This window comes from Corynebacterium oculi (assembly GCF_001412105.1).
Classification (GTDB): domain Bacteria; phylum Actinomycetota; class Actinomycetes; order Mycobacteriales; family Mycobacteriaceae; genus Corynebacterium; species Corynebacterium oculi.
Genome location: NZ_LKST01000001.1, coordinates 327584 through 350646, shown reverse-complemented (window position 1 = coordinate 350646; position 23063 = coordinate 327584). Strand labels below are relative to the sequence as shown.

Genomic DNA, 23063 nt, shown 5'->3' with positions numbered 1-23063 from the left:
TTACCTTTCCGTACCCGAGTCGGCCGCGGCGCGCTTTTCCACGGCGCGGCGCAATTCTTCGCGGTCATCAAAGGGGTGGTTCACTCCCCGGATCAGTTGGCCGTTTTCATGGCCCTTACCCGCCACCACGATGGCGTCGCCGGGCCGGGCCCACGCCACCAGCGCGGCGATGGCTTCCCGACGATCCCCCATCTCCACGATCTCCGGGTGCGGCTCGCGGCCCTGAGCGGCCTGCCGGGCGCCTTCTACCACGGCGGCGCGAATCGGCGCGGGCTCCTCGTCGCGGGGATTATCGTCCGTAATCACCACGAAGTCCGCGCGCCGCGCCGCCTCCGTCCCCATGATCGGGCGCTTGGAGTGATCGCGGTTGCCGCCCGCCCCCACCGCGATGCCAAGGCGACCAGCCACCTGTCCGCGCAGGGTGTCGAGCACCTCCGCGATCGCGGCGGGCTTATGCGCGTAGTCCACCACGGCGATGTATTCCTGCCCCGCGTCCACGCGCTCCATGCGCCCAGGCACCGCCACCTCGGCCAGCGCCCGGGTAAACACCTCCACGTCCACCCCGGCGGCATGCGCGATCGCCACCGCCACGGCGGCGTTGGCCACGTTGAAGCGGCCCGGAAGCGGCAGCGTGACCTCCAGTTGGGTGCCCTCCACGTCGAGGCGGAAGGTCTGGATTCCCTGGGCGTCCGCCTCCACGTCGTGCGCCTGCACCAGCGCCTGGCGGCCTCGGGTGGATACCGTCAGCGGGCGCTCCCCCGCCAATGCCGCCATGCGCTGGCCCCAGTCATCGTCCACGCACACCACGGCCTTCTCCGCCCGCAGGGCGGAGCCCTCACGGAAAAAGAGCGCCTTGGTGTCAAAGTAATCCTGCATGGTGGGGTGGAAATCCAGGTGATCCTGGGAGAGGTTGCTAAAGGCCCCCACGGCAAACCGCGTTCCCTGCACGCGGCGCAGGGCCAGGGCGTGGCTGGATACCTCCATCACCACGTGCGTGACGCCTTCCGCCACCATGCGGGCAAAAAGCGCCTGGAGCGTGGGGGCCTCCGGGGTGGTCAGGGAGGTCGGCACCGGCTGGCCGTTGATGCGGGTGCCGGTGGTGCCGATCAGCCCCACCGAGTGCCCGGCCGCCAGCAATCCGGCCTCCACCAGGTAGCTCGTGGTGGTCTTTCCCGAGGTTCCCGTGATCCCCAAGACGGTGAGCCTGTGGCTCGGGTGGTCATATACCTCGGCGGCGGCATCGCCGAGCACATCGCGGACGTCGGCCACCTCGATCACCGGCCGCGTCTCTCCCGCCTCTTTCAGGATGCCCACTCCGTGCTCGTCGGTGAGGATCGCCCCCGCCTGCGTCTTATCCGCAAAGGAGGCGCCGTGTACCCGCGTTCCCGGCAGGGCGGCAAAGAGGCCACCCGGTTCCACCGCGGCGGAATCCAGGCTCATCGAGGCAAATATCTGGGAGTCGTCTGCCTGGCCCAGCGCAACCCGTCCCTTGGTCACGCGCACAACCTCAGCAAGCGTTGCTGTCATTTTTCCTCTCCGTCATTCTCGTTTTCACAACACACAAGGTCTATCCCAAAGGTCTATCCCGCTTGAAGGGTCAGCAACCCCTCCATCGGGGCCGAGGTGGGCACGTTATCCCGGTCCAGCAGCCAGGAGGCCACATCCCGGAACACCGGGGCCGCCGATTGTCCTCCCTGGCCGCCCGGTTCCACGCCACGATCGGGGTCATCCAACATCACGGCAATAACGTAACGGGGATTATCCGCCGGGGCCATGCCCGCAAAGGTAATCCAAAAGTCGCTCATAGAATACGCCCCCGTGTTGGGGTCCACCTGTTGCGCGGTGCCGGTCTTGCCGGAGGTCTGGTAGCCCTCGATAGCACCGCCCGGCCCGGTGCCCGATTGCACGCCGGTGGGATCGGATTGGGTAACCGCCCGGAACATATCCACCACCGTGCGGGCCGTCTCCGGGCGCACCACCTGGGTGCGCTTGGGAGCGGGCAATTCCTCCTCGGTGCCGTCGGGGTTGGTCACGGACTTGATGATCCTGGGCTCCACGCGCTCACCGCCGTTGGCCAGCGCCTGATACACGCTCGCCATCTGGAGGGTGGTCCAGGACATGCCCTGCCCGATGGGCAGGTTGGCAAAGGTGCCGCCGGACCACTGCTCGGGAGAGGGCAGCAGGCCGGCGGACTCGTTGGGCAGTTCCACGCCCGTGGTTTGCCCGATGCCAAACTTTTCCAGGTACTGCGCGTACTTTTCCTCTCCCAGCCGCTGGGCGAGCATGAGGGTACCCACGTTGGAGGACTTTCCAAAGATGCCCGTGGTGGTGTACGGCGCGGTGCCGTGTTCCCAGGCATCGTTGACCGTCACCCCGGACATGCTGATCGCCCCGGGTACCTGCAACACCTCGTCCGGGGTGGTCAGGCCCTCCTCGATCACGCCTGCGGCGGTGATGATCTTGGCCACGGAGCCCGGCTCATACGGAGCGCTGATGGCGGGGTTGTCAAAATCCTTGCCGCGTTCTAATTGCTTTTCGATGTCCCCGTTGGGGTCGATGGTGCCGGTGTTGGCCATCGCCACCACCTCGCCGGTGTGCGCGTCCAGTACCACGGCCTCGGCATCCTTCGCCCCGGAGTTGGCGCGCGCCTGCTCTACCTTTTGTTGGAGGTAATTCTGCGCGTCCAGATCCACGGTGAGGCTCACGTCCTTGCCGTCGATAGCCGGAACCTGATCGCGCAGCGTGCCCGGAATGACCTGCCCATCGGTGGAGACGTCCTCCGTCATCCGCCCGTTGATGCCGGATAGGAGGGCGTCACCGGAGGCCTCAAAGCCAAATTGTCCCTGGCCGTCCATGGATACCTTACCCAGGATGTTTTCCCCCACCGCCCCGTTGGGGTATTGGCGGATGTCCTGGTGATCGGCGGCAACGCCGTGGAAGGTCTCGGCGATCTGGGCCGCCACGTCCGGGTCCACGTTGCGCACCAGCACCTCATAGTGGCTATCGGCCCGCAGCTTCTCCTCGATTTCCTTCGCGTCTACCTCGTCGGTGGAAGCCCCGGAATCCTTAATCATGCTGGGAATCCGCTCCGCCATCTCCTTTAAGGTGGCGTCCACCTGGTCATCAAGGTAGGCGTCACGGTCCTGCGGCACTGCCGCGCCCTCCATGCGCAGATCCAGTTCCTTTTGTTCCCGCAGTTCCTTGCGCAAAAGATCGGGGGAAACGGTCAGCGACCGCGCCTGCATGGTATAGGACATTTCCCGGCCGTTGCGGTCGGTAATATCGCCCCGGCGGGCGGGCTCCACGTAAATGCGCGCGCGTTGTTCCTCTGCCTTGGCCGAAAGCTCTGGGCCCCACACCACCTGCACCCAGGCCAGGCGGGTGGCCAGCACGAGCACCACCACCACGAGGAACGCCAGAACGAGGCTGAGCCTGCGCCGCATCACCTGCTGCTGAGTCCGCGGCGTAGGGCGCGTCCGCTCGGCGGGGGGCGCAGGGCGATACGACGCCCCGGCGGAGTACCGGGGCGTCGCCGGGGTGCGGCGATCATGAGGGGGAGTCACTGCCCAATGCCACCTTCCCTAGTGCTCATAGCCGTTAATTCAGATAAGGAGGCTGCGCCTGGCCGCCTGCCGGAGGTTGCGCTGCCTGCGGGGCTTGTTGGCCCTGCGGCACCGCCTCAAGGTTCTCACCCATGCCCTCGGTCTTATCTGGGCTACTCGACGCCGCGTTGGCGCGCGTGGGCGCCCCGTTGACATCGACGATGGGGCGCGACTCGCCCTCGGCCGGGCGGCGCTCCGTTACCTCTCCGTTTTCTTCCACGGCCAGGATACCGGGCTGTTGGGGCACCACCATCCGATTGTCGTTGGCGTGGCGCACAAACTCGGAGGAGCTGCGCACCGTCTCCACATCGCGGTTGAGCGTCTCGATCTGGTTGTCCAGCTGCTTTTCCTGGGCTGTGAGTTGCTGCAACCGGAATGTTTGTTGCGTGGAGATGCCCGAAAGAGCCATCGCCAGGGCCACGCCGCCCACCAGCAGCACGATCGCTACCAGGCTAATGCGTGTCAGCCTGGAGGACTGCCGTGCCGTGGCCACCCTGCGTCCGCGCACGGACACCACCTGACGAGACCCCAGCCGTCCCGCGGCGGGTTTGGGTACCACGCGGCGCACGGGGTTGCGCAGGGTGCGGTGCGGCACCGCAGTGGCCGGACGCGCGGAGGCGTGATAGCGCGCCTCGCGGTCCAAAAGCGCGGTAGCCGATGCGGGCGCGGTGGCCTCCATGCTCATGTCTCGGCTACGACGAGCGCTCGTCTCGCTGTGGGAGTTCATTGGTATCCTCCGGGGATCGTGCTCTCGGCGTCTGTTCGTATTCTTTCGATAGCGCGTACCCGCACCGGGGCGGCGCGGGGGTTATCGTCGATTTCTCGGTCCGTGGCCTTTTGCGCGCCCCGGGTAATCAACCGGAAATTCGGTTGCGTGCCCGGCAGCTCCACGGGGAGGCCCGGCGGCGTGGCGGAGGCAGTTACCTCCGCAAAGTGCCGTTTGACCAGGCGATCCTCATGGGATTGATAGCTCATGAACACCGCTCGCCCGCCGCTGCCAAGGCTGCTTGTGATGGCGGGCAGAGCCGCCGCCAAGGAGGCCAATTCCTCATTGACCTCCACGCGTAGGGCCTGGAACGTGCGCTTGGCGGGGTGCCCGCCTGTGCGCCGGGCGGCGGCGGGGATCGTCGCATAGAGGAGTTCCACCAACCGGCCCGAGGTGCTAAACGGCTCTTTTTCCCGCTCTCGCACCACGGCGGAGGCGATCTTCCCGGCAAAGCGCTCATCGCCGTAGGTCTTGAGCACCTTGGCCAATTCTCCGTGGCTGTAAGTATTAAGCACGTCGGCGGCGGTGCGGCCCGAGGTAGGATCCATCCGCATGTCCAGGGGAGCGTCCACCCGGTAGGCAAAGCCTCGTTCCACCTGATCCAACTGCATGGAGGAAACCCCGAGGTCATAGAGCGCACCGGCTATCCCATGAGCACGAGCACGCTCCACGATCGCCCCCTCGCCCCGCTCCAGGGCCTCCTTCACCTGGTCATAGCGCGCGTGGACGGGATAAAACCGCTCCCCTAAGCCTGCCCGGTGAATCCTGCGGGTGGCGTTGTCCAAGGAGGCCGGATCGCGGTCAAAGCCCATCAGCACTGCCTGGGGGAATACCCGCAGGAAATGCTCGGCATGGCCCCCGGCACCAAGGGTGCCATCGACGATGACCGCCCGGTCACCCGCCGATTCCACGGCGGGAGCGAGGAGAGCGGTCACGCGATCGCGCAGCACAGGAACGTGCCCGTGATTTTCTGCAAGGCGCTCGCCGTATTCCGCGTGCTTGTGCTCTTCCATCGTCACCGTTCTCCCCCTTTCCTGCTTGTGCCGCGTCACGCTGTGCCGCAGTGTTGCACCGTGTTCTAGCCGAGGTTCTGGTCAAGGTCGTATCCGCGAGTAATAGCCAAGTGCGTGCAGGGCCCCACCCGGATTGTTCCGAGGCTCTGATGTCGGGGAAGTACACCAGAACGCTCGTTCTATCCGGGCAGAGTCCTCCGCGCACTCTGCCGCGGTGGTCTCAACACCAGCCCCTAGAGCAGGCCTCCGAGGACTTCATTGGCGTCCGCCGAGGAAAATGCCTCTTCCGTCTCCTGCTGGTACTGAGTCCAGGCCTCCGCATCCCAAATCTCCAGGAAGTCCACCGAGCCGATCACCACGCACTCCTTGGTGAGCCCCGCGTAATTCCGATGCGCCGCAGAGAGCGTGATCCTGCCGTGTCCGTCGGGACGCTGCTCATCGGCGCTCGCCGCTAAGTTACGGATAAACGCGCGGGCCTCCGGGTTAGTGCGGGACACCGCCGCAGCCTTACGCGCTCGCTGCGCGAACTCCTCGCGCGGATAGACCGCCAGGCTGTGATCCTGCCCCTTGGTAACCATCAATCCACCCACCAGCTCGTCACGGAACTTGGCGGGGAGAGTGAGACGCCCCTTGTCATCGAGCTTCGGAGTATAGGTACCGAGAAACATCCCGGAACCACCTTCCTTCACTCGCTGCCACGGGACCGGCTTCCCTTCCCCTAGCCGGTGCCGGGGCGTTCACTCCCCAGCATCAACCAGTGCGCCCCACTCTACCCCACTTCCCCCCACCACCACTAGCCATAAGACAACTTTAGCCACACAAGACACCAGAAAACACAGGTCATGGCCCTATTTTTTCGTGGGTGGGCCACCCACGAGCCCAAACATCAATAACCACTTTAAAACCTAGAGCAACTTTAGAAACATTGACACCATCTCCCCCTTGCCACCGATGCCGCCACGCAAGAGAGCACTACACCCCGCACCCCACCAAGTCCCACATGGCCTTTTCCGGCAGTGAACTGCCCTTTTCCCCTACAAGACCCGAATACACCGGCACACCGCCGCCCGCCCCCGACCTTCCCGGAAATCCCGGTGGGAGAAAGTGGGGCCCACCTCACCCCTCCGCTTCACCCCGGGCGCCCTCCCCAAGAAATGACAAAAGACCTACGCCCACTCCTCAAAAAACCAGAGAAGCGAGCGAGGTCTCACCGACAACCGGACGCCTTGTTGGCGCCACGCCCTCTACTCAAAGCGGCGCCGAAAATCCTCCTCCATCCGGCTCGCCATAGTGGAACCCCCCGCTCGCCTCCCAGTGCTCTCGGCGCGCCCTCCCATTCCCCGCCCAGGCAGGGCCGCCCCGGAACCACGGAGCACCCACACCCCGGCACCAAACATCAAGAGGAACCCGGCCACGCTGAGCGCAATGAACCACAGGGAGTTCTGCGCAAGAGCCACCCCGCCGATGAGCATGACCAAACCCAACACGCCCAGGGCGATACCACGAAACACGCGCCCCGGCGCGGCCCCCAGCGCTCCCCGCCCGCCGGTCACCGAGGAGCCAAAGCCGGGATCTTCCGCCAAGAGAGACTGCTCAATCTCCCGCAGTGCTCGCTGCTCCTGCTCTGATAGCGCCACGATTCCTCCCATAATATTTTGGCCGTTCGCCGCTCACTATGCTTTCAACGTCGGGGAACACCACTGTGTTCCCCACGCCTCAGCCCGGGCGCCCTAGCCGATACCGCAGCCCGGCGCCGGCTAGGCAGCGGCGGCAACAACCGGAGATTCTGCCTCCACCTCAGCCAGAAAGGCAGATGCCAAATCAATCAGCCGATGCGCCACACGCTCTTCTATCCGCGATTCTAGCCCGGAGTTCCACCGGGAGCGCAGCCGGGAAAAGGCCTCGAACTGCCCCGCCCAATAATCCCCCCGCCCATCCACCAAACGCAGGCGGCCCCATGCACCATCCACGGCGCGTCGGCGGCGGGCAGCGGGGTGAGAGGCCAATACCGCCCCCGCGACGCGCAGGGCGCAGCGATAGGAAGATTCAAAGGCCTCCCCGTATCGCCCGGCGTCATGATCCGCTAACGCCTGGGCCAGCAGGCCCTTCGCCTTGGCGATAAAATCCTCTCGGCCTATCCCGGAGGGGCGCACGGCGCGATGACTCCCGCGATACGCCCCCAAAGCCGTGGCAGAAATTACCTGCGCCATCTCTATCCCCTCTCCTTACCGCATCCACCACCGGGCCGCGCGCCTTCACTGACGCTCCACCGCGCCGTACCTCAAGAACATCGCTCACCCTAAACACCCCGCAGGACAACCACACCCCCATCATAGAACATGTTTTCGATTTCCACCGTTCAATCAGCCTCCGCCCACGCACCTCACGAGCCAACGTGGTTGCATAGACGCATGCCCCTGTCTCTCCGCGCACTCACGGCCCCCGAGTTCGTCGCCACCGCGCCCTCCCTGGTGGACATCCACCTCAGCGCCATGCGCTATCCCGCTCGCCTGCGCGAAAGTCGGATCGCAGCGTGGAAACAAGACAGCACCATGCCCGGATTCCTCGCCTTCTGCGCGTTCTCCACCCCGCCCCCACCCTCACCGCAAACCCCACCCGGTGCTTCCCGCGCACCAAGCCCAGGGGGCGCGTCGCAAAGCGCAAATGGAATCCTCGCCGGGATCGCCTATGGTTTCCGCGGTTCCCCGGATACCTGGTGGCATCACAACGTCCGCCGCGGCCTGCTCTACCGCCGGGAGCCCGCCTCCGTGTTGAACGATTACTTCGAGGTCGCCGAGGTACACGTGGCCCCCGCTCACCAAGGTCGCGGCGTGGGACGCGCGCTTCTCACCCGCCTCCTTGAGCACGTCTCCGAGCCCGAGGCGCTCCTATCCACCCCTGAGGTTCCAGGGGAGGATAACCGCGCGTTTCACCTCTATCGTTCCTTCGGTTTCCGGGACGTGCTCCGTTCCTTCTATTTTCCCGGAGATTCTCGCCCCTTTGCCGTGCTGGGCGCGTCTCTTCCGCTGGTTTTCTCCTCTCCCCCGCCCCCGCCCCCGCAGGAAAGTCCCACCGGCTAGGTATCGTGTGTGTATTACCCCGCGCCCTGCCCTTCCTTGAAAGGACTGTCCCCCATCGTGGCTCATGACGCTCGCTTGGTTTCCCTCCGCGATATTCCCGCCGCAACCCAGGAGATTCTCACCGCCTACCTCGATTCCCGCCTCCCCGAGATCAAGGCCATTGGCGCGCCGGTTACCGAGGCCGCGGAGAGCCTGCGGGACTTCGTCCTGGGCGGCGGCAAGCGCATCCGCCCCCTCTACGGCTGGGCGGGTTTCCTGGGTGCACACAACCCAGTGGAAACGGGCAGCGGGGCGGAGGATCCTCAAGCCGTTCTTCAGGCGATCAGCGCCCTGGAATTGATCCAGGCGTGCGCGCTCATTCACGATGACATCATTGACGCCTCCGATACCCGGCGCGGCGCCCCCACCGTGCATCGCCGCATGGAACGCCACCATCGCGCGTCCGCCTGGCGGGGCGAGAGCGCCCACTTCGGCCGATCCGTGGCTACCCTCGTCGGCGATCTCGCCCTGTCCTGGGCAGATGACATGCTTCACGACGCCGGGCTGTCCGAGGCCGCCATGACCCGAGCGCGCGAGCCGTGGCGCGCGATGCGCACGGAGGTCATCGGCGGACAGTTGCTCGACATCACGGTGGAGGCCACCGCCAGCGAGGACATCGCGTTGGCGGAGGCGGTCAATCGCTTCAAGACGGCCGCCTACACCATCGAACGCCCCCTGCATCTCGGTGCCGCTATCGGCGGGGCCTCCCCGGAGGTGATTCGGGCTTTCCGGCGCTATGGGCACGACGTAGGGATCGCGTTCCAGCTCCGCGATGACGTGCTGGGGGTGTTTGGTGATCCCGAGGTAACCGGGAAGCCCGCCGGCGACGATCTGCGTGAGGGCAAGCGCACGGTGCTCCTGGCCCTCGCTCTTGCCGCGACGGATCGGCAGGACCCGGCCGCCGCGGAGGAGTTGCGCCGCGGCGTCGGCTCCCCGCTTGATGAGCGCCAGCTGGCCCGCCTCACGGAGATCATCGCCGCCTCTGGCGCCCAAGACGAGGTGGAGCGCCGCATCGCCTCGCTGGTGGCCTCCGGGGTGGCGCATCTGGAGGTAGAGGAGATCTCCCCCGAGGTGCGCACCGCGCTCAATGGTCTAGCCATTCGTTCCACGGCGCGCCGAAAGTAAAGCGCAGGTCAGCAGGTATGTCCGCGTTCTCTCTCCGCCCGCTCCCCGTAGGAGCGCTGGGCACCGCGCTCATCGCCATCGGCTCTTTCGGCGCCGGGGCCACCCGCAATCGCGGCGGGGTCTTGCACGCGCTGGGGCTCGATTTCTTTGCCTACGGGCACGGCGCGGGCCTGGCCAATACCCTCCTGTGGGCGGGGATCGTGCTCCTCATCGCGGCGTGGGTGCTCCTGGGCAGGCGGGTTCTTTCCGCCGCTTCTCCCTCCGCCTCGGCCGCACGGCTTGACGAGGTACGCCGGAGCCTGATCGCCTGGGTCATTCCCCTGATATTTGCCGCCCCCATCCTGTCCCGGGACGTGTACTCCTACCTCATGCAGGGCGCCATGCTCCGCGATGGCTTTGATCCCTATACCCAGGGTGCCGCTATCAATCCAGGCCCCATGCTCCTAGAGGTTTCGCACGATTGGCGCAATACCACCACGCCTTACGGCCCGCTCCACCTGTGGCTCGGCGAGGGGATCACCCGGCTCGTGGGGGATAACATCACCGTGGGCATCATCCTTTATAAATTGCTGTCCATCGCCGGGTTCAGCGCCATCGTCTGGGCGATTCCCCGGTTGGCCCGGGCCTTCTCCGCCCCGCCCGCCACGGCCCTATGGATAGGCGCCGCCAATCCGGTGACGATCCTGCACCTGGTGGGCGGCATGCATAACGAGTCCATCATGGTCGGGCTCGTGAGCCTCGGCCTCGTGTGCGCCGCGCGCCACCGCTACGTCGGGGCGATCATCCTCATCGCGGTGGCGGTGGCCCTCAAGGCCACGGCGGCCTTCGCCCTGCCCTTCGTGGTGTGGATGGCCCTGCGCCATTACACCACCGCGCAGACCCCCGTGCTGAAGCGCTGCGCCGCTTTCCTCGGGCTCGGGACGGCGGGCGCGCTTCTTACCCTCGGCGTGGTGGCCGCCATCACCTGGGCCTCGCGCTCCTCCTGGGGCTGGCTGGCGGAAATATCCGGCAACTCCAAGGTGATTAATCCCCTGGCCCTTCCCTCCCTCCTCGCCGGGGTGGCCACGGATTTTCTTCTGCTTTTCGACGCCTCCCTCACCTTCAACGTCCCCCTGGGGTTCCTGCGCCAGGTTTCCACGGCGCTCATGGGGCTGGGACTCGTGGCGGCGTGGTGGTTCTTCCGTTCCACCGCGTCCCAGGCGGTGCGCGGCATCGCGGTGGCGTACTGCGTGGCCTTCGCGTTGAACTCGGTCACCCTGCCCTGGTACTACGCCAGCCTTCTCTCCCTGGTGGCCGTCACTCCCGTGCCGCGCTGGGTGCTGCCCTGGGCCACGGCGGCCTCCATCGTGGTCACCCTGGCCTTCACCGGCTCGGGCAATCACCAGTTGTACAACCCCCTGTGGATGCTGGCCTCCGTGATGATCGCCTGGGCGTTGACCTCCTGGTTGTTTCGCTCCACGGCCCCTACAACGCCATCGCCTGCGCCCGCCGCATCACTTCCCGGGCCAGATGCCCGTGCAGGGCGTCGATAGGCCTGCCCGGGAGGGAATCGTCCTCCGTAAACAGGTAGCGGATGATCTCTTCGTCGCTGTAGCCGCCGTCGGAAAGCAGCGCGATCGCGCCGGGCACAAAACGCTGTACCGTTCCCTTGTCCCCCAGGAAAATCTCGGGAATCATGCGCACGCCCTCGTGCGTGATGGCGATGATCTTGTGATCCCGGATCATGTCGATCACGCGGGTGACCAGGATTCCCAGGCGCTCGGAGGCCTCCTCCAGGGTCAACAGGGGCTCGGGCGCGGGGAGGACGGCAGAAGACACAGCTTGAACACTCACGGCACCTGAGTTTAGACGATGTGGCTACCACTCCCCCTGTGCCTTCGGCCATACTGGGGCCATGGCTCAACTTCAGGTGGGAGACGTCCTTGAGGGCAGATACCAGATAGATCACCCGATCGCTCGCGGCGGCATGTCCACGGTCTATCGCTGCGTGGATCTCCGCCTGGGCCGAGCCGTGGCGGTAAAGGTTATGGACGATCGCTACGTAGACGATCCCGTCTTTCGTCAGCGCTTCCGCCGCGAGGCGCGCGCGATGGCCAAGATCAACCACCCGCATATCGTGGGGGTCTATGACTTCGGTTCCGATGGCAACCACGTCTTTTTAGTCATGGAACTCATCACCGGCGGAACGCTGCGGGAGCTGGTGGCCGAGCGCGGCCCCATGCCGCCCCATGCCGCGCTGTCCGTCATGCGCGCCGTGCTCACCGGCCTGGCCGAGGCTCATCGCGGAGGCCTGATTCACCGCGATATTAAACCGGATAACGTGCTCATCAGCGCCGATCACGCCGTGAAGTTGGCGGACTTTGGCCTCGTGCGCGCCACGGACTCCGAGCAACACACCACCACGCATATCGTGGGCACGGCCGCCTATCTCTCCCCGGAGCAGGTGCGCGGCTCGGAACTGGGCCCGGCCAGCGACGTGTATTCGGCGGGCATCGTCCTATTCGAGCTTCTCACCGGGGAAACCCCCTTCCACGGCGGCACCGATCTTGAATGCGCCTATCAGCGCCTCGACCGCGACGTCCCCCCTCCCTCCGAGGTGATCGAGGGGATTCCCCCGGAGATCGACGCCCTGGTGGCCCGGGCCACCCGGCGCGAGCACGCCCACCGCTACGCAGACGCCCCGGCGTTCTTAAACGCCACCGAGCAGATCATTCGGGGGCTGCACCTGCCTGCCTTCACGGTGCCTCTACCACGTAACTCCGCCGCGCACCGCGCAGCGGAGATTCCCACGGACACCAGCTCACTGCCCACGGAGATGATGGCCACGGGGGTGATCGCCCCGCCCCAGAGCCCAACCGCGCTCACGGTTTCCGCCGCCACCCCGCCCCCGGGGGACGCCACAGATCACACCGCCCTGTTACCCGCCGAGGCGCCCCAACCCCCGGACGCGATCTCCTCTCCCGCTGAGGCCCCCACCCCCGCACCCCGCCCGGCCTCATCGCCCCGGACCTACACCAACCGTTCCTCGGTAAGGCTTGCGGCCTGGCTCATCGCCGTTGCCGTGCTCATCGGGGCCGTGGCCCTGGGCGGGTGGTGGCTCGGCTCCGGCCGCTACGGCGAGATTCCCGAGGTCATCGGCACGGATAGGGCCTACGCGCTGGCCGCCGTGCAGGAGGCCGGATTCGAGGCCACGGCACGCGAAGTCTACGACGACGATGTGGCCCGGGGCGAAATTATCGACACCGATCCCTCCGGGGAGCGCGCGGTACGGGGATCGGAGGTGACGGTTCTGGTCTCCCAGGGCAGGCCCACGGTGCCCACCGTTCCCGACGGCGCCGATGCACAGCGCTACGAGCAGCTTCTGAGCGACCGCACCCTCTCCTCCCGCGTGGCGGGACGGGAATACTCCGATGATGTTCCCGCCGGCGGCGTGCTGTCCACCTCCCCCGAGGCCGGGGAATCCGTGCCCACGGACTCCACCGTGAGCCTGACGCTCAGCAAGGGGCCGGCTCCCGTGCAAATCCCCGATCTTCGAGGCATGGAGGAAAAGGAAGCCCGAAAGGCCCTGGATAAAGCGGGCTTGAAAGTCAGCGCGGTGGAGTGGGCCTTTGATTCCCGCCGTGACTACGGAGAAGTCAGCGCGACGGTGCCGGACAGCGGGTCCGAGGCCGCCCGTGGAGATGGCGTGCGCCTCACGTTATCCTCCGCGCGCACGGTGCCGGACCTCTCGGGAATGGATACCGATGAGGCCGCCGCCCGCCTGGCGGAGGAGGGACTCACCCTCGGGGAGATCACCACCGATCCCGATGTCACCGGCTCCTACGGCGAGGTGGAAAGCAGCACCCCGGAGGCCGGAACCCGCGTGGATCCCGATGCCACCGCCGTGGACCTGGTTCTCCCCGGGCGGGTGCACGCGCCGCTGCTCCTAGGCAAAACCGTCTCCGAGGCGGAGCGGATCGCCCGCAAGCAGGGCCTCACCCTGGATGCCGGGAACTCCACCTCCGGGCAAGCCCGGATCATCACCCAGTCCCCCCTCCCCGGCAAGGCGCTCTCCCTGGATTCCCCGGTGGTGGTCACCGCCCTGGGTTAGGGGCCACCACCCGCTTGGCCTCTAGCGGCGCAGCATCTCCGCCACGAGGAACGCCAGTTCCAGCGATTGCTGGGTGTTCAGGCGCGGGTCTACGGCGGACTCATAACGCCCCGGCAGATCCACGTCCGTGATGTCCTGAGCACCACCCAGGCACTCGGTGACGTCCTCCCCGGTGAGTTCGATGTGCAAGCCGCCGGGGTGCGTGCCCAGGGCGCGGTGTACCTCGAAGAAGCCCTGCACCTCGTCAATAATCTTGTCGAAGTGGCGGGTTTTGTACCCGTTGGAGGCGGTAAAGGTATTGCCGTGCATGGGGTCGCACTGCCATACCACCTTGTGCCCGGCGTTCTCCACGGCGCGCACCACGCCGGGAAGCACCTCGCGTACCTTGCCGTAACCCATGCGGGAGACAAAGGTCAGGCGGCCCGGCTCGCGCTCCGGGTCAAGTTTCGCGGCGTAGGCCACGGCCTCCTCCGGGGTCACCGAGGGGCCGATCTTCAAGCCCACCGGGTTAGCGATCATCGCGGCGAAGTTGATGTGGAAATCATCAATGCCACGGGTGCGCTCCCCGATCCACAGCTGGTGGGCGGAAAGGTCGTAAAGCCGGGTGGTATCGCTCTCGTCCTTGGCCAGGCGCAGCATGCCGCGCTCGTAATCGGCCAGGAGGGCCTCGTGAGAGCAGTACACCGTGGCGCTGCTGAGGGAGTCGTCGCGCACCTGGCAGGCCTCCATGAACTTCAGGCCGCGCTCTATCTCCTTGGCCAGGGCCTCGTAGCGGGCCCCCGCCGCCGAGGTGGCCACGAAGTCCCGGTTCCACTGGGTCACGCGGTGCAAGTCGGCGGTCCCCGAGGAGGTCAGGGCGCGCACTAGGTTCATGGCGGCGGAGGAGTTCGCGTAGGCGCGGATCATGCGGGCGGGATCGTGCTCGCGGGCCTTTTCCGTGGGCTCCACGCCGTTGACGATGTCCCCTCGGTAATTCAGCAAGCCGTTATCGTCCCGGTCGGCCGAACGCGGCTTGGCGTACTGCCCCGCGATGCGGGCCAGCTTCACCACGGGGGTAGAGGCGCCGTAGGTCAGCACCACCGCCATTTGCAGGAGGGTCTTAATGTTGGCGCGGATATGCGGCTCGTTATTCGATTCGAAGGTTTCCGCGCAGTCTCCCCCCTGGAGGAGGAATGCTTTGCCCAGGGCGACGTCGGCAAGCTGCTGCTTAAGCTCGCGCACCTCGGGGGCCACCACCACCGGGGGCACGGATTCCAGGAGTTTACGCACGTTATCGGCGCTCACGCGATCCCAGGTGGGTTGCTGATGAGCGGGACGCGCGATCACGTCCTCAAACACCTCTTGAATGCCGTCCGGCAGCGGGGGAAGATCAGGCAGGGCTTCTTTGGGAATATCTACGGTCCAACTCACACTCCCAGTGTAATCAAGAAGCCCACAACCATGCGGCTATTTGTTCACCGCACCCCCGCTACGGCCTCCGGCCCGCCGGGCTCAGCTCACGCCGCGCACCCGATTATCCTCGCCCAGGAAAAGCCGCTCCTGGCACACCCGGAATTTCACCACGTTATATCGGGCGTCCGCCAAGGCGTCGTGAGCATTGGTCGGGGGTGCCGGCAACTCCGGGCGGCCCGCCATCTCCCACAGCTGCTTTAGCTCCCGGGTATAGCGCGGAATCTCCCTGGGCAGCCCAGCCATGTCCCCCCAGAGTTGGGCCAGTACCACGTGGTCATAGGCTCCCACCCACGCCCATAGTTCCGGGCGCCCCGCCCCGGAGGTGAGGAACTCATATACCTCCTGCCGGATCTCCTGCTGCGGCTTCCATTCCCGAGCATGGGGGCTGGGAAGTTTACTGAGCACGTTCTCCCGTACCCAGGGGTTTGCGCGCCGCTCGTCAAAGTCCGTGGACACCGCATAATACTCCCGCCCGTCCTCGGACACGATGCCGATGGACACGAGTTCTATCGTGCGGCCATCCTCCACAAACTCGGTGTCATAGAAATACCGCACGGGCGGCCCTCATTCCCTTTCCGTCCAGGTGTATTGTCCTGCAAGGATTTTCCTCTCTCCCCGAGGGTAGCGCGCACGCCTTGCCCAAAGAACCTCGCCCTCATCATGGCGGCCCTTCCCGCTACTCGCTGTGCCTATAATACGCAGGTGCTCGATGATAAAACACAGGCAGCGCCCAGGTTGATTGCACCTCCGAGGTGGGCTCAGTACACCGGGGCGGCCCTGCTCCTCCTGGTCACCGCCTTGACCCTTTTCCAAGGCGCATTTCACCTGCGGTACTTCCTCGACTTCGAGGTGTACCGCGCCGGCACGCAGGCATTCCTCCACGGGGAATCCATCTATGAGCGGGACTATGACATGGGCATTGTCACCCTGCCGTTTACCTATCCCCCCTTTGCTGCCCTGCTGTTCGCGCCGCTGGCCTGGCTGCCCTCGGCACTCGGGGCGGTGCTTCTCTTTATCATCAATGCCGCCTGCATCTGGTGGGTTATGGTGCTCACCCTGCGCTGGTGCGCGCCACGGCTTTCCGCCCCGGCCTGGGCCGCCTGTGTTCTTCCCCTCGTGCTCCTTTCCGAGCCGGTGCGCGAAACCCTCCTTTTTGGCCAGATCAACGTGATCCTCATGGCCATCGTGTGCACGGATATTTTGGGCAGGCGCCTGCCCCTCCCCCGGGGCGTCCTGGTGGGACTAGCCGCCGCGATCAAACTCACCCCGGCGGTATTCGGCCTGTATTTCCTGGTCAAGCGGGATTGGCGGGCGGCGGGGTGGGCCGTGGGTTCCGGCCTTGGCTTTACCGCCCTCGCCGCGCTCATCAGCCCGCATAATTCCCGCGTGTATTGGCTCGACACGCTCTCCAATACCGGGCGCATCGGCTCTCCCTTTTACGCCTCCAATCAGTCGCTCCAGGGTTTCTTGTACCGCATGGAGGTGCCACCCGAGGTTCTTTCCGTCGTGTGGGTTGTCGGCAGCATTCTCTGCGTCGCACTCGTGACATGGGCGATGCACCGGCTGCTTCATGTCGGCGCGGTACCGGCGGCGCTCGTGGTGAACTCCCTCATCGCGCTGATCTGCTCCCCGATCTCCTGGACGCACCACTGGGTGTGGCTGATTCCCGCGCTCATCGTCACCGGGGCCGCCGCCCGCACCCACCGTGCCCTGGGAGCGCTCGCCGTCGCCATCGCTGCCGCTATCCTCGCCGCCCCGCACTGGTTGTTGCCCACGAACGACGGCCGCGAGCTCGACTGGCCGCTATGGGCGCTCCCCCTGGGAAACGCCTACCTGGTGCTCGCGCTTCTTCTCCTCGGCTACGCGGCGATCTTCCCCCGGCACTTCGCCCCCGCGCAGGCCCCGATTCAGCAGCGCTGAAGCATAAAACGCTGAAGCATAATAGGCCGCGTGTCCGCGCGGCCGCCCCACCGGGCAGCCGCCGGTCGGCTAATAGCGCGGCGTCGCCCCCGTTTCCCCTGCTTGGGAAGCCTCCGCGGGCGTCGGGTTCTTGGCTCCGGGCAGCGGCACAAACATCACCAACCCGATGAGCACAAAAAACACCGGCCCGGCCTCCAGGTGGTGAAACTCCAGCACCGCCAGCACCAGGTAGGCCACGATGAGCGCCACGGCCACCACCATGCGGCCCACCAGAATCTTCTTCATCTCAGGTTCCCCATCCTTATGTTTTCCGCGCCGGACTGCTGCTACCGGACTACCACTGCCGGATTATCGCCGCAGTTTACTCGCTCCCGCACCGCTCGGGTTCTGCCCACCCCACTCACGATGCGCAGGCTCCGCGCCTCTCCTTCGCCCGAGGTGCGCGCATACCATGCCCGGTAGCGGCGCGATGGCGGGCGGCTTCAGCGTCCACCCGACTACCGGAGTACGTTGCAGCGCCCACATCGCCGCGCCCCCGGCGAAGCTCAGAATAATGCAGGCAATTACCCAGAACTGAGTGCTGTGTTCCCACTGGGTAGCGTCCAAGGAAATCTCCACCCCGCCCAGGCGCGCCAGGGGGACATGAAAGAAAATCGTCAGCGCGATGGGATGCCCCAAGTAGATGGGCAACGTATGGCGACCCAAAAATTGCAGCGCCGGGGAAAGGTAGGGCACCTTGGAAAGCCCCACTGCGGCGAGCACCGCGATGGGCAACATGAGGAACTGCCCCACCGTGCGCACCAGAGTCCACACGTCATTCGCCTCCACCACGGCTCCCGGCCACAGCGGCCAGTCCATGATCGCCGGGCCGTCGGTGGAGACGAGGTACCACATGGCATAGACGGCAAAACCAATCACGTAGGCCGTGGCCGCGCCCACGATCTTCGGCGGGGTCATCGCGCCGCCGGCAAAGCCGCGCACCGTGCGGGAAAGATGCGCCCCCACCATAAAGATCGGCAGGTACATGATGAACTTGCCCACCGTATCGCAGGAAGAGTTGAGCGGAAGGGCCAGCACGGTGCTAAAGGAGATCACCACCGCCACCCACGGACGTAGTTTCCGGGTGGCCCAGAGCACCAGATTAAAGGCCGTGAGAACATACAGGAACCAATACATGTTCTGGGCCGTGAGCAGGGTCTCCGCATAAAAGGAGAAATCCGCCAGGTCGGAACCATAATAGGAGGCCCTGTGCCAATCCATCAGGCCCACCTCGATGGGCGTCCACAAAATATAGGGCACGAGGAAGAACCACAGCCGCCTGCTGAACAGTTCCCACAGGCTCATGCGCAGCACCTTGGTGGAAAAGACCCCGCTCACCAGGAAAAAAAGCGGCATCCGCAGCGGATCAAGGAGGTGATTAACCTGCGCGGCAAAGGTATCCATGCCAAAGGGCACCGCCAGGCACACGTGGAGAACCACGACGCCCAGGATGGAGACCCCCTTGGCCACGTCCGGCCACGCCACTCGCCCCGGAACGCTGGCTTTTCCCGGAGCGGAGGCGGCAAGGTGCGGGGCCATAAGCATGAGAAAAAGAGCGGGGTCCTATCGTATGCGGGAATCTGAAAGAAAACTTATGCGTTTTACCCTACAGTGAGCACCGCCTGGGAATGAAGTCAGAGGTCTTACCCGTGGCCCCGCGCACCCCGCCCGAGTCCCTCCTTCGGAGGAGACTCAGGAAAAGCTCGGCTCCGCCCCGCGCGGGTAGCCGTTCCCCGCCTCCAGGGACTTCTTCACCTCGGAGGCGTACATGTCCACATAGTCATAGCCGGTGAGTTCCACCAGCCTACTCATCACGTGATCGGTCAGAGCGCGCACGGCCTGCTGGGAATCCGGGTCAAGGCCTTGTTCCTTGACGTAGGCGATGGGATCAATCGGCTCACCCACCTTCATGCGCACCTTGCGCGGGCGCAGCAGCCAGGAGCCGATGGGGTTGGCCTCCCGCGAGCCGATCATGCCCACCGGAATGATCTTCTCCCCGGTGGCCAGGGCGATGCGCGCCACCCCGGTGCGGCCGCGGTAGATGCGGCCGTCGGGAGAGCGGGTGCCCTCCGGGTAGATGCCAAAGAGATCGCCTCGGTCAAAGACCTCCTGTGCGGCCTTCTGCACGGCCTCCGCCGCCCCGGCCTCGTTGCGGTTCACGGGAACCTGGCCCACGGTGCTAAAAAACCAGCTCTGCGCCCGGCCCACCACGCCGGGGGTGGTGAAGTACTCGGACTTGGCCGGGAAGGTGATCTGGCGCGGGCACATCAGGGGGAAGAAGAAGGAATCCATCACGGATTGGTGGGAGGAGGCCAGCAGGGCGGACCCCTTGGCCGGAATATTCTCCACGCCCTCGATCTCGGGGCGATTCCACACGCGCAAAAACGGCCCCATCAGGATGTATTTGAAAGTCCAGTACCATTTGTTGTGCATTGCTCGTCCTCCGTGACGGGTTGAGTCTCTTTCGGCGGGCTATCCGGCCCGTTATCCGGCCACAAGCCCCCGAGCCAGATCGGCTACGCCAATCATACCCGCATCCGCCACCAACTCCGCCGTGGCTACGCGCGCCAGCGGTCGATACCCGGTTCCCACGATCTGCGAGGAGAACTGTTCCGTGGCCTGCTCCAGATACAGATCCGCGTCGCGGGACACCCCGCCCCCCAGCAAGATCAGTTCCGGGTCTAAAATATCCGCCACGATGGAAAGCCCCGTGCCCAGCCAGGAGGCGAATTCCTCCACTACCGCCAGGCCCGCGGCGTCCCCCTGGCGGGCGGCCTGCATGATGCGCAACCCGTCCACGGAACTGGGATCGCGGCGTACCCGCGCGGCCAGGGCCGAGCCGGAGAACCGCCGGCGGTGCACCAGCTCGATGGCGGAATCCATCAGCGCCGTGCCCGAGCAATAGCGCTCCAGGCAGCCGAGCTTGCCGCAGGGGCAGGGCCGTCCCCCCGGCACCACCGTGAGGTGGCCAAACTCCGGGGCCGTGCCGTAGGCCCCGCGGAAAATCTCTCCGTGGTTCATCAGCGTCGCCCCGATGCCCGTTCCCACCGCAAAGAGCACCCAGGTATCCACCCCCCGGGCGGCGCCAAAACGGTACTCTCCCCAGGCTGCCGAGTTCGCATCGTGTTCCAACCGCACCGGCAGGTCTAGACGCTCTTCCAGGATGGAACGCACCGGGGCGTCGCGCCACGGCAGGTGCGGCGCAAAGCGCACCACCTCGCAGCTGGGGTCAAGGAAGCCCGCCACGGCCACGCCCACGGCGGCGATCTCGTGATCCCGGCGCAGCAGATCCACCAGGTGCGCGATGCCCCCGCTCATGCCCTCCGCGTCGCGCGGCGAGGGGAGCGAGCGGGCGTCGATAATGCACCCCCCGGCGTCCACCACGCCGGCGCGCATGTTGGTACCGCCGATGTCGAAGCCCACGGTGAGGGTCATCGCTTTCTCGCCTCCGTCAGACCTGGTGATAGATAACCGTCTCAGTATAGGCGAGGTTCGGACACATTCAGAAGCCGCCGCAGGCGAGCGGACATGATCTCCCACGTCCAGTTCTGTTCCACGTATCGACGCCCCGCCGCCCCCATCGCCGCGCGACGCTGCGGGGAGCCAAGCGCATCGATCAGCGCCTCGGCCAGCTCATCGACGTCGTTGCCCCGCACCACGTAGCCGGTATCGGGCCGCACCGTCTCCGGGGCGCCACCGGAATCCCCGGTGATGACCGGAACCCCACATGCCTGGGCCTCCAGATACACAATCCCCAGCCCCTCGACGTCCAGGCCCTTCCCCCTGGTGCGAGCGGGTACCGCCGCCACATCGGCCGAGCCCAGCAACTCCACCATCTGCGCAAAAGGCAGGCTGCCCGCCAGTATCGCGGTGGGATCGTAGCGCCGAGCAAGCGCGCGCAGCACGCCTTCATATCTCCCCTGCCCCACGATCACCAGTTGCACCTCCCCCACCGCCTCGCGTACCCGCGGCATCGCGCGCAGCAGTTGATCCTGCCCCTTGCGCGGAACCAGCCGAGAAACGCACACCACCAGCGGGGTTCCTTCCGCTATCCCCCACCGCGCACGCACGCTGGCCTTCGCGTGCGCGCCGAGGGGCGCAAACACCTCCACGTCCACTCCCGAGGGCAGGTGCTCGAAGCGCGGCCCCGGCCCAAAGGCCCGGCGAAACCTCCGCAGGGTGTACTCGGATATGTAGGTCACCACGTCCGCCTTCCTGCCGATCGCGCGCAGTACCTGCCGCGCACCGGGAAGCATCGACCACCCCACCTCGTGCCCGTGCGTGGTGGCGATCACCCGCCGGGCTCCGGCCCGTTTAGCCGCGCCTCCCATCACCGCCAGGGGCGCCGCCGCGCCAAACCACACCGTGGTGATCCGGTGCTCTCGTATCAACTCGCGCATGCGCCGCACGGTCGCCGGCGTGGGCAACATCACGGAGTGTGGCCACCGGACCACCGTATAAGGCACCTGCGCGTCATGTTCCCGAGCAGCCTCCGCGTCCTGGGTGGAGGCAAAAACCACGATGTCGTGCGGGTCAAGGCGGGAAACAAAATCCCTCAGATATGACTGAATCCCGCCCACTCGGGGCGGGAAGTCATTGGTAACCAGGAGCATGGTGGGCATAGACCCACTCTAACCCGAGCGCTAGAAGCGCACCGCCCCCGCCCACGGCATAGAATCCACGTCCACGATCTGCACCGGGATACCATAATCCGAGGCGTGCACCAGCTTGCCGTTACCGATGTACATGCCCACGTGGGTCACGCCGGGGTAATAGCCCACCACGTCACCGGGCTGGAGCTGATCGCGGCTCACCGGGGTGCCACCGGCCAACTGAGACTGCGAGGTACGCGGCACCGTCATGCCCTGCTGCTGATACGCCCAGTAGATCAAGCCCGAGCAGTCAAAGGCATCCGGCCCCGTGGCCCCCCAGCTATAGGGCGCTCCCAGCTTAGAGAGGGCCGCCTGCACGGCACCGGCGGCCCTGCCGGAACCCGCCGGAATGCTCGACGACTCCGAAGTTCCGCCACTGCTTCCTGCGCTGCTCGGGGTAGATTCCGGGACGGAGGGCCCCTGGACAGGCGAGGAACCCTCCTCTGGGGCGGCCGGAGTGCTCAGCTCCTCTGTGATCTCGGTGATCTCCGTGATGGTGCTGGTAGAAAGCTCCGTGGTCTCCTCGATCTCCTCCGGGGCCGCCTCCTCCACGGTCTCGATGATCGTCTCACGCAACCGCGCGGTGAACTCATCGAGGTTGACCACCTGGGGGTTGTTCTTCCCCTCCCAGCGCTCGCGCTCTTCCTCCGTGAGGGCGTCAATGCGCTCCTTCACCTCGGCCACCTTGGCCTCAAGTTCTTCCTTCTCCGCGCGCAGGCCGTCGAGAGCGTCCTGGAGCTTCGCCTGCTCGTACTTGGCCGTGGCCGCCTCCTCCTCGGCGTCCTCCTGCGCATTGAGCGCCTCCTGAGAGGCATCGCGGAGGTTCTTCATCACCGCGTCCGCCTTGCGGGAAAGCGTGCCCAGGTAGGAGGCGCGGTCAATGGCGTGCTGGGGATCGTCCGCACCCAGGGTGCTCACCTCGCGGTTGAGGTTGGAGAGGCGATAACGGGAACCGGCTAACTTATCAAAGTCCTCCTTCGCCTTCTCCCACTTCTCCTTGGCCTCGTCCGCTAATTCCTGAGCCTTCTCCGCAGCCTCCTGGAGCTTATCGACCTCCTCGGTCTCCTTATCAAGTTCCTCCTCGTGCTGCTTCACCTCCTCATTCTTGGCGGCAGCATCACGGGAAAGCTGTTCCATCGAGGCGATAAGGTCATCGGTCTCATCGGCGTGCACTACCGACGCACCCCCCACGGTGAGGGCGAGGACCGTGCCAGTACCAATGAGCAAGCGCTGGGTGTAACTCGCAGCGCGACGTGGGTTGAACACTCTTGTACTCCAGGCTATG

General features: G+C 65.8%; 21 protein-coding genes. 5 read left to right on the top strand and 16 right to left on the bottom strand.

Annotation, left to right across the window (positions count from 1 at the left end):
* The 7 genes from Cocul_RS01680 to Cocul_RS01650 all read right to left on the bottom strand — a co-directional run bounded on the left by Cocul_RS01680 (nt 1) and on the right by Cocul_RS01650 (nt 7591).
* Nucleotides 1-1527, bottom strand: a complete 1527-nt coding sequence (locus Cocul_RS01680) for a UDP-N-acetylmuramoyl-L-alanyl-D-glutamate--2,6-diaminopimelate ligase (RefSeq protein WP_055121579.1) — start codon at nt 1525-1527, stop codon at nt 1-3.
* A gap of 53 nt (nt 1528-1580) precedes the next feature.
* A complete protein-coding gene (locus Cocul_RS01675; RefSeq protein ID WP_055121578.1) occupies nt 1581-3443 on the bottom strand; it encodes a peptidoglycan D,D-transpeptidase FtsI family protein in 1863 nt (620 codons plus the stop codon).
* Nucleotides 3444-3597: 154 nt separating this feature from the next.
* Nucleotides 3598-4329 (bottom strand): cell division protein FtsL, encoded by a 732-nt coding sequence (gene ftsL, locus Cocul_RS01670; RefSeq protein WP_069723540.1) that lies wholly within the window; start codon nt 4327-4329, stop codon nt 3598-3600.
* Nucleotides 4326-5381 (bottom strand): 16S rRNA (cytosine(1402)-N(4))-methyltransferase RsmH, encoded by a 1056-nt coding sequence (gene rsmH, locus Cocul_RS01665; RefSeq protein WP_055121576.1) that lies wholly within the window; start codon nt 5379-5381, stop codon nt 4326-4328. Before rsmH ends, ftsL begins: the two co-directional genes overlap by 4 nt.
* Before the next feature lie 233 nt (nt 5382-5614).
* A complete protein-coding gene (gene mraZ / locus Cocul_RS01660) occupies nt 5615-6049 on the bottom strand; it encodes a division/cell wall cluster transcriptional repressor MraZ (protein ID WP_055121575.1) in 435 nt (144 codons plus the stop codon).
* Nucleotides 6050-6625: 576 nt separating this feature from the next.
* Entirely contained in the window at nt 6626-7018 is a 393-nt protein-coding gene (locus Cocul_RS01655) for a DUF3040 domain-containing protein (protein WP_055121574.1), read from the bottom strand.
* 120 nt (nt 7019-7138) lie between these two features.
* Nucleotides 7139-7591, bottom strand: coding sequence for an SAV_6107 family HEPN domain-containing protein (locus Cocul_RS01650; RefSeq protein ID WP_055121573.1), 453 nt, complete (start codon nt 7589-7591; stop codon nt 7139-7141).
* Nucleotides 7592-7792: 201 nt separating this feature from the next.
* Between Cocul_RS01650 and Cocul_RS01645 the strand changes: the two genes are divergently transcribed.
* Genes Cocul_RS01645 through Cocul_RS01635 form a run of 3 tightly spaced genes read left to right on the top strand, consistent with a single transcriptional unit; the run spans nt 7793 to nt 11157 of the window.
* A complete protein-coding gene (locus Cocul_RS01645; RefSeq protein WP_055121572.1) occupies nt 7793-8461 on the top strand; it encodes a GNAT family N-acetyltransferase in 669 nt (222 codons plus the stop codon).
* Between the two features lie 54 nt (nt 8462-8515).
* On the top strand, nt 8516-9625 hold the full coding sequence (locus Cocul_RS01640) for a polyprenyl synthetase family protein (RefSeq protein ID WP_425388765.1): 1110 nt from the start codon (nt 8516-8518) through the stop codon (nt 9623-9625).
* A gap of 17 nt (nt 9626-9642) precedes the next feature.
* Nucleotides 9643-11157, top strand: a complete 1515-nt coding sequence (locus Cocul_RS01635; RefSeq protein ID WP_055121571.1) for an alpha-(1->6)-mannopyranosyltransferase A — start codon at nt 9643-9645, stop codon at nt 11155-11157.
* Here the strand turns inward: Cocul_RS01635 and Cocul_RS01630 are convergent.
* Nucleotides 11090-11458, bottom strand: coding sequence for an Rv2175c family DNA-binding protein (locus Cocul_RS01630; protein ID WP_055121570.1), 369 nt, complete (start codon nt 11456-11458; stop codon nt 11090-11092). The two genes, Cocul_RS01635 and Cocul_RS01630, sit on opposite strands and share 68 nt — an antisense overlap.
* Nucleotides 11459-11519: 61 nt before the next feature.
* Here Cocul_RS01630 and pknB point away from each other — a divergent pair, with 61 nt between their 5' ends.
* The gene (pknB, locus tag Cocul_RS01625; protein ID WP_055121569.1) at nt 11520-13715 is read left to right on the top strand and encodes a Stk1 family PASTA domain-containing Ser/Thr kinase; all 2196 of its coding nucleotides are present in this window, start codon (nt 11520-11522) and stop codon (nt 13713-13715) included.
* 21 nt (nt 13716-13736) lie between these two features.
* Here the strand turns inward: pknB and Cocul_RS01620 are convergent, their stop codons facing one another.
* Together Cocul_RS01620 and Cocul_RS01615 are read right to left on the bottom strand one after the other, a co-directional pair.
* Complete coding sequence (locus Cocul_RS01620; RefSeq protein WP_055121568.1) at nt 13737-15125, bottom strand: class II 3-deoxy-7-phosphoheptulonate synthase; 1389 nt, start codon at nt 15123-15125, stop codon at nt 13737-13739.
* Nucleotides 15126-15206: 81 nt separating this feature from the next.
* Nucleotides 15207-15722 (bottom strand): polyadenylate-specific 3'-exoribonuclease AS, encoded by a 516-nt coding sequence (locus Cocul_RS01615; RefSeq protein WP_055121567.1) that lies wholly within the window; start codon nt 15720-15722, stop codon nt 15207-15209.
* 147 nt (nt 15723-15869) lie between these two features.
* On the opposite strand from Cocul_RS01615, the gene Cocul_RS01610 reads away from it, so the two are divergent.
* Nucleotides 15870-17087, top strand: coding sequence for a glycosyltransferase 87 family protein (locus tag Cocul_RS01610; RefSeq protein WP_160318479.1), 1218 nt, complete (start codon nt 15870-15872; stop codon nt 17085-17087).
* A gap of 69 nt (nt 17088-17156) precedes the next feature.
* Here Cocul_RS01610 and Cocul_RS01605 read toward each other — a convergent pair whose 3' ends face one another.
* The 6 genes from Cocul_RS01605 to Cocul_RS12720 form a co-directional block, all read right to left on the bottom strand.
* Nucleotides 17157-17372 (bottom strand): hypothetical protein, encoded by a 216-nt coding sequence (locus Cocul_RS01605; protein WP_055121565.1) that lies wholly within the window; start codon nt 17370-17372, stop codon nt 17157-17159.
* Nucleotides 17373-17435: 63 nt separating this feature from the next.
* Nucleotides 17436-18665: an acyltransferase family protein gene (locus tag Cocul_RS01600; protein WP_160318478.1), complete on the bottom strand. Its 1230-nt coding sequence runs from the start codon at nt 18663-18665 to the stop codon at nt 17436-17438.
* Nucleotides 18666-18818: 153 nt separating this feature from the next.
* Entirely contained in the window at nt 18819-19559 is a 741-nt protein-coding gene (locus Cocul_RS01595; RefSeq protein ID WP_055121563.1) for a lysophospholipid acyltransferase family protein, read from the bottom strand.
* Nucleotides 19560-19610: 51 nt separating this feature from the next.
* Nucleotides 19611-20561 carry an ROK family protein gene (locus Cocul_RS01590; RefSeq protein ID WP_055121562.1) on the bottom strand — a complete coding sequence of 317 codons (951 nt, stop codon included), beginning with the start codon at nt 20559-20561 and terminating at the stop codon, nt 19611-19613.
* Nucleotides 20562-20602: 41 nt separating this feature from the next.
* Complete coding sequence (locus Cocul_RS01585; protein ID WP_055121561.1) at nt 20603-21748, bottom strand: glycosyltransferase family 4 protein; 1146 nt, start codon at nt 21746-21748, stop codon at nt 20603-20605.
* 21 nt (nt 21749-21769) lie between these two features.
* Nucleotides 21770-23005, bottom strand: a complete 1236-nt coding sequence (locus Cocul_RS12720; protein ID WP_245622066.1) for an NlpC/P60 family protein — start codon at nt 23003-23005, stop codon at nt 21770-21772.
* Nucleotides 23006-23063: the final 58 nt, after the last annotated feature.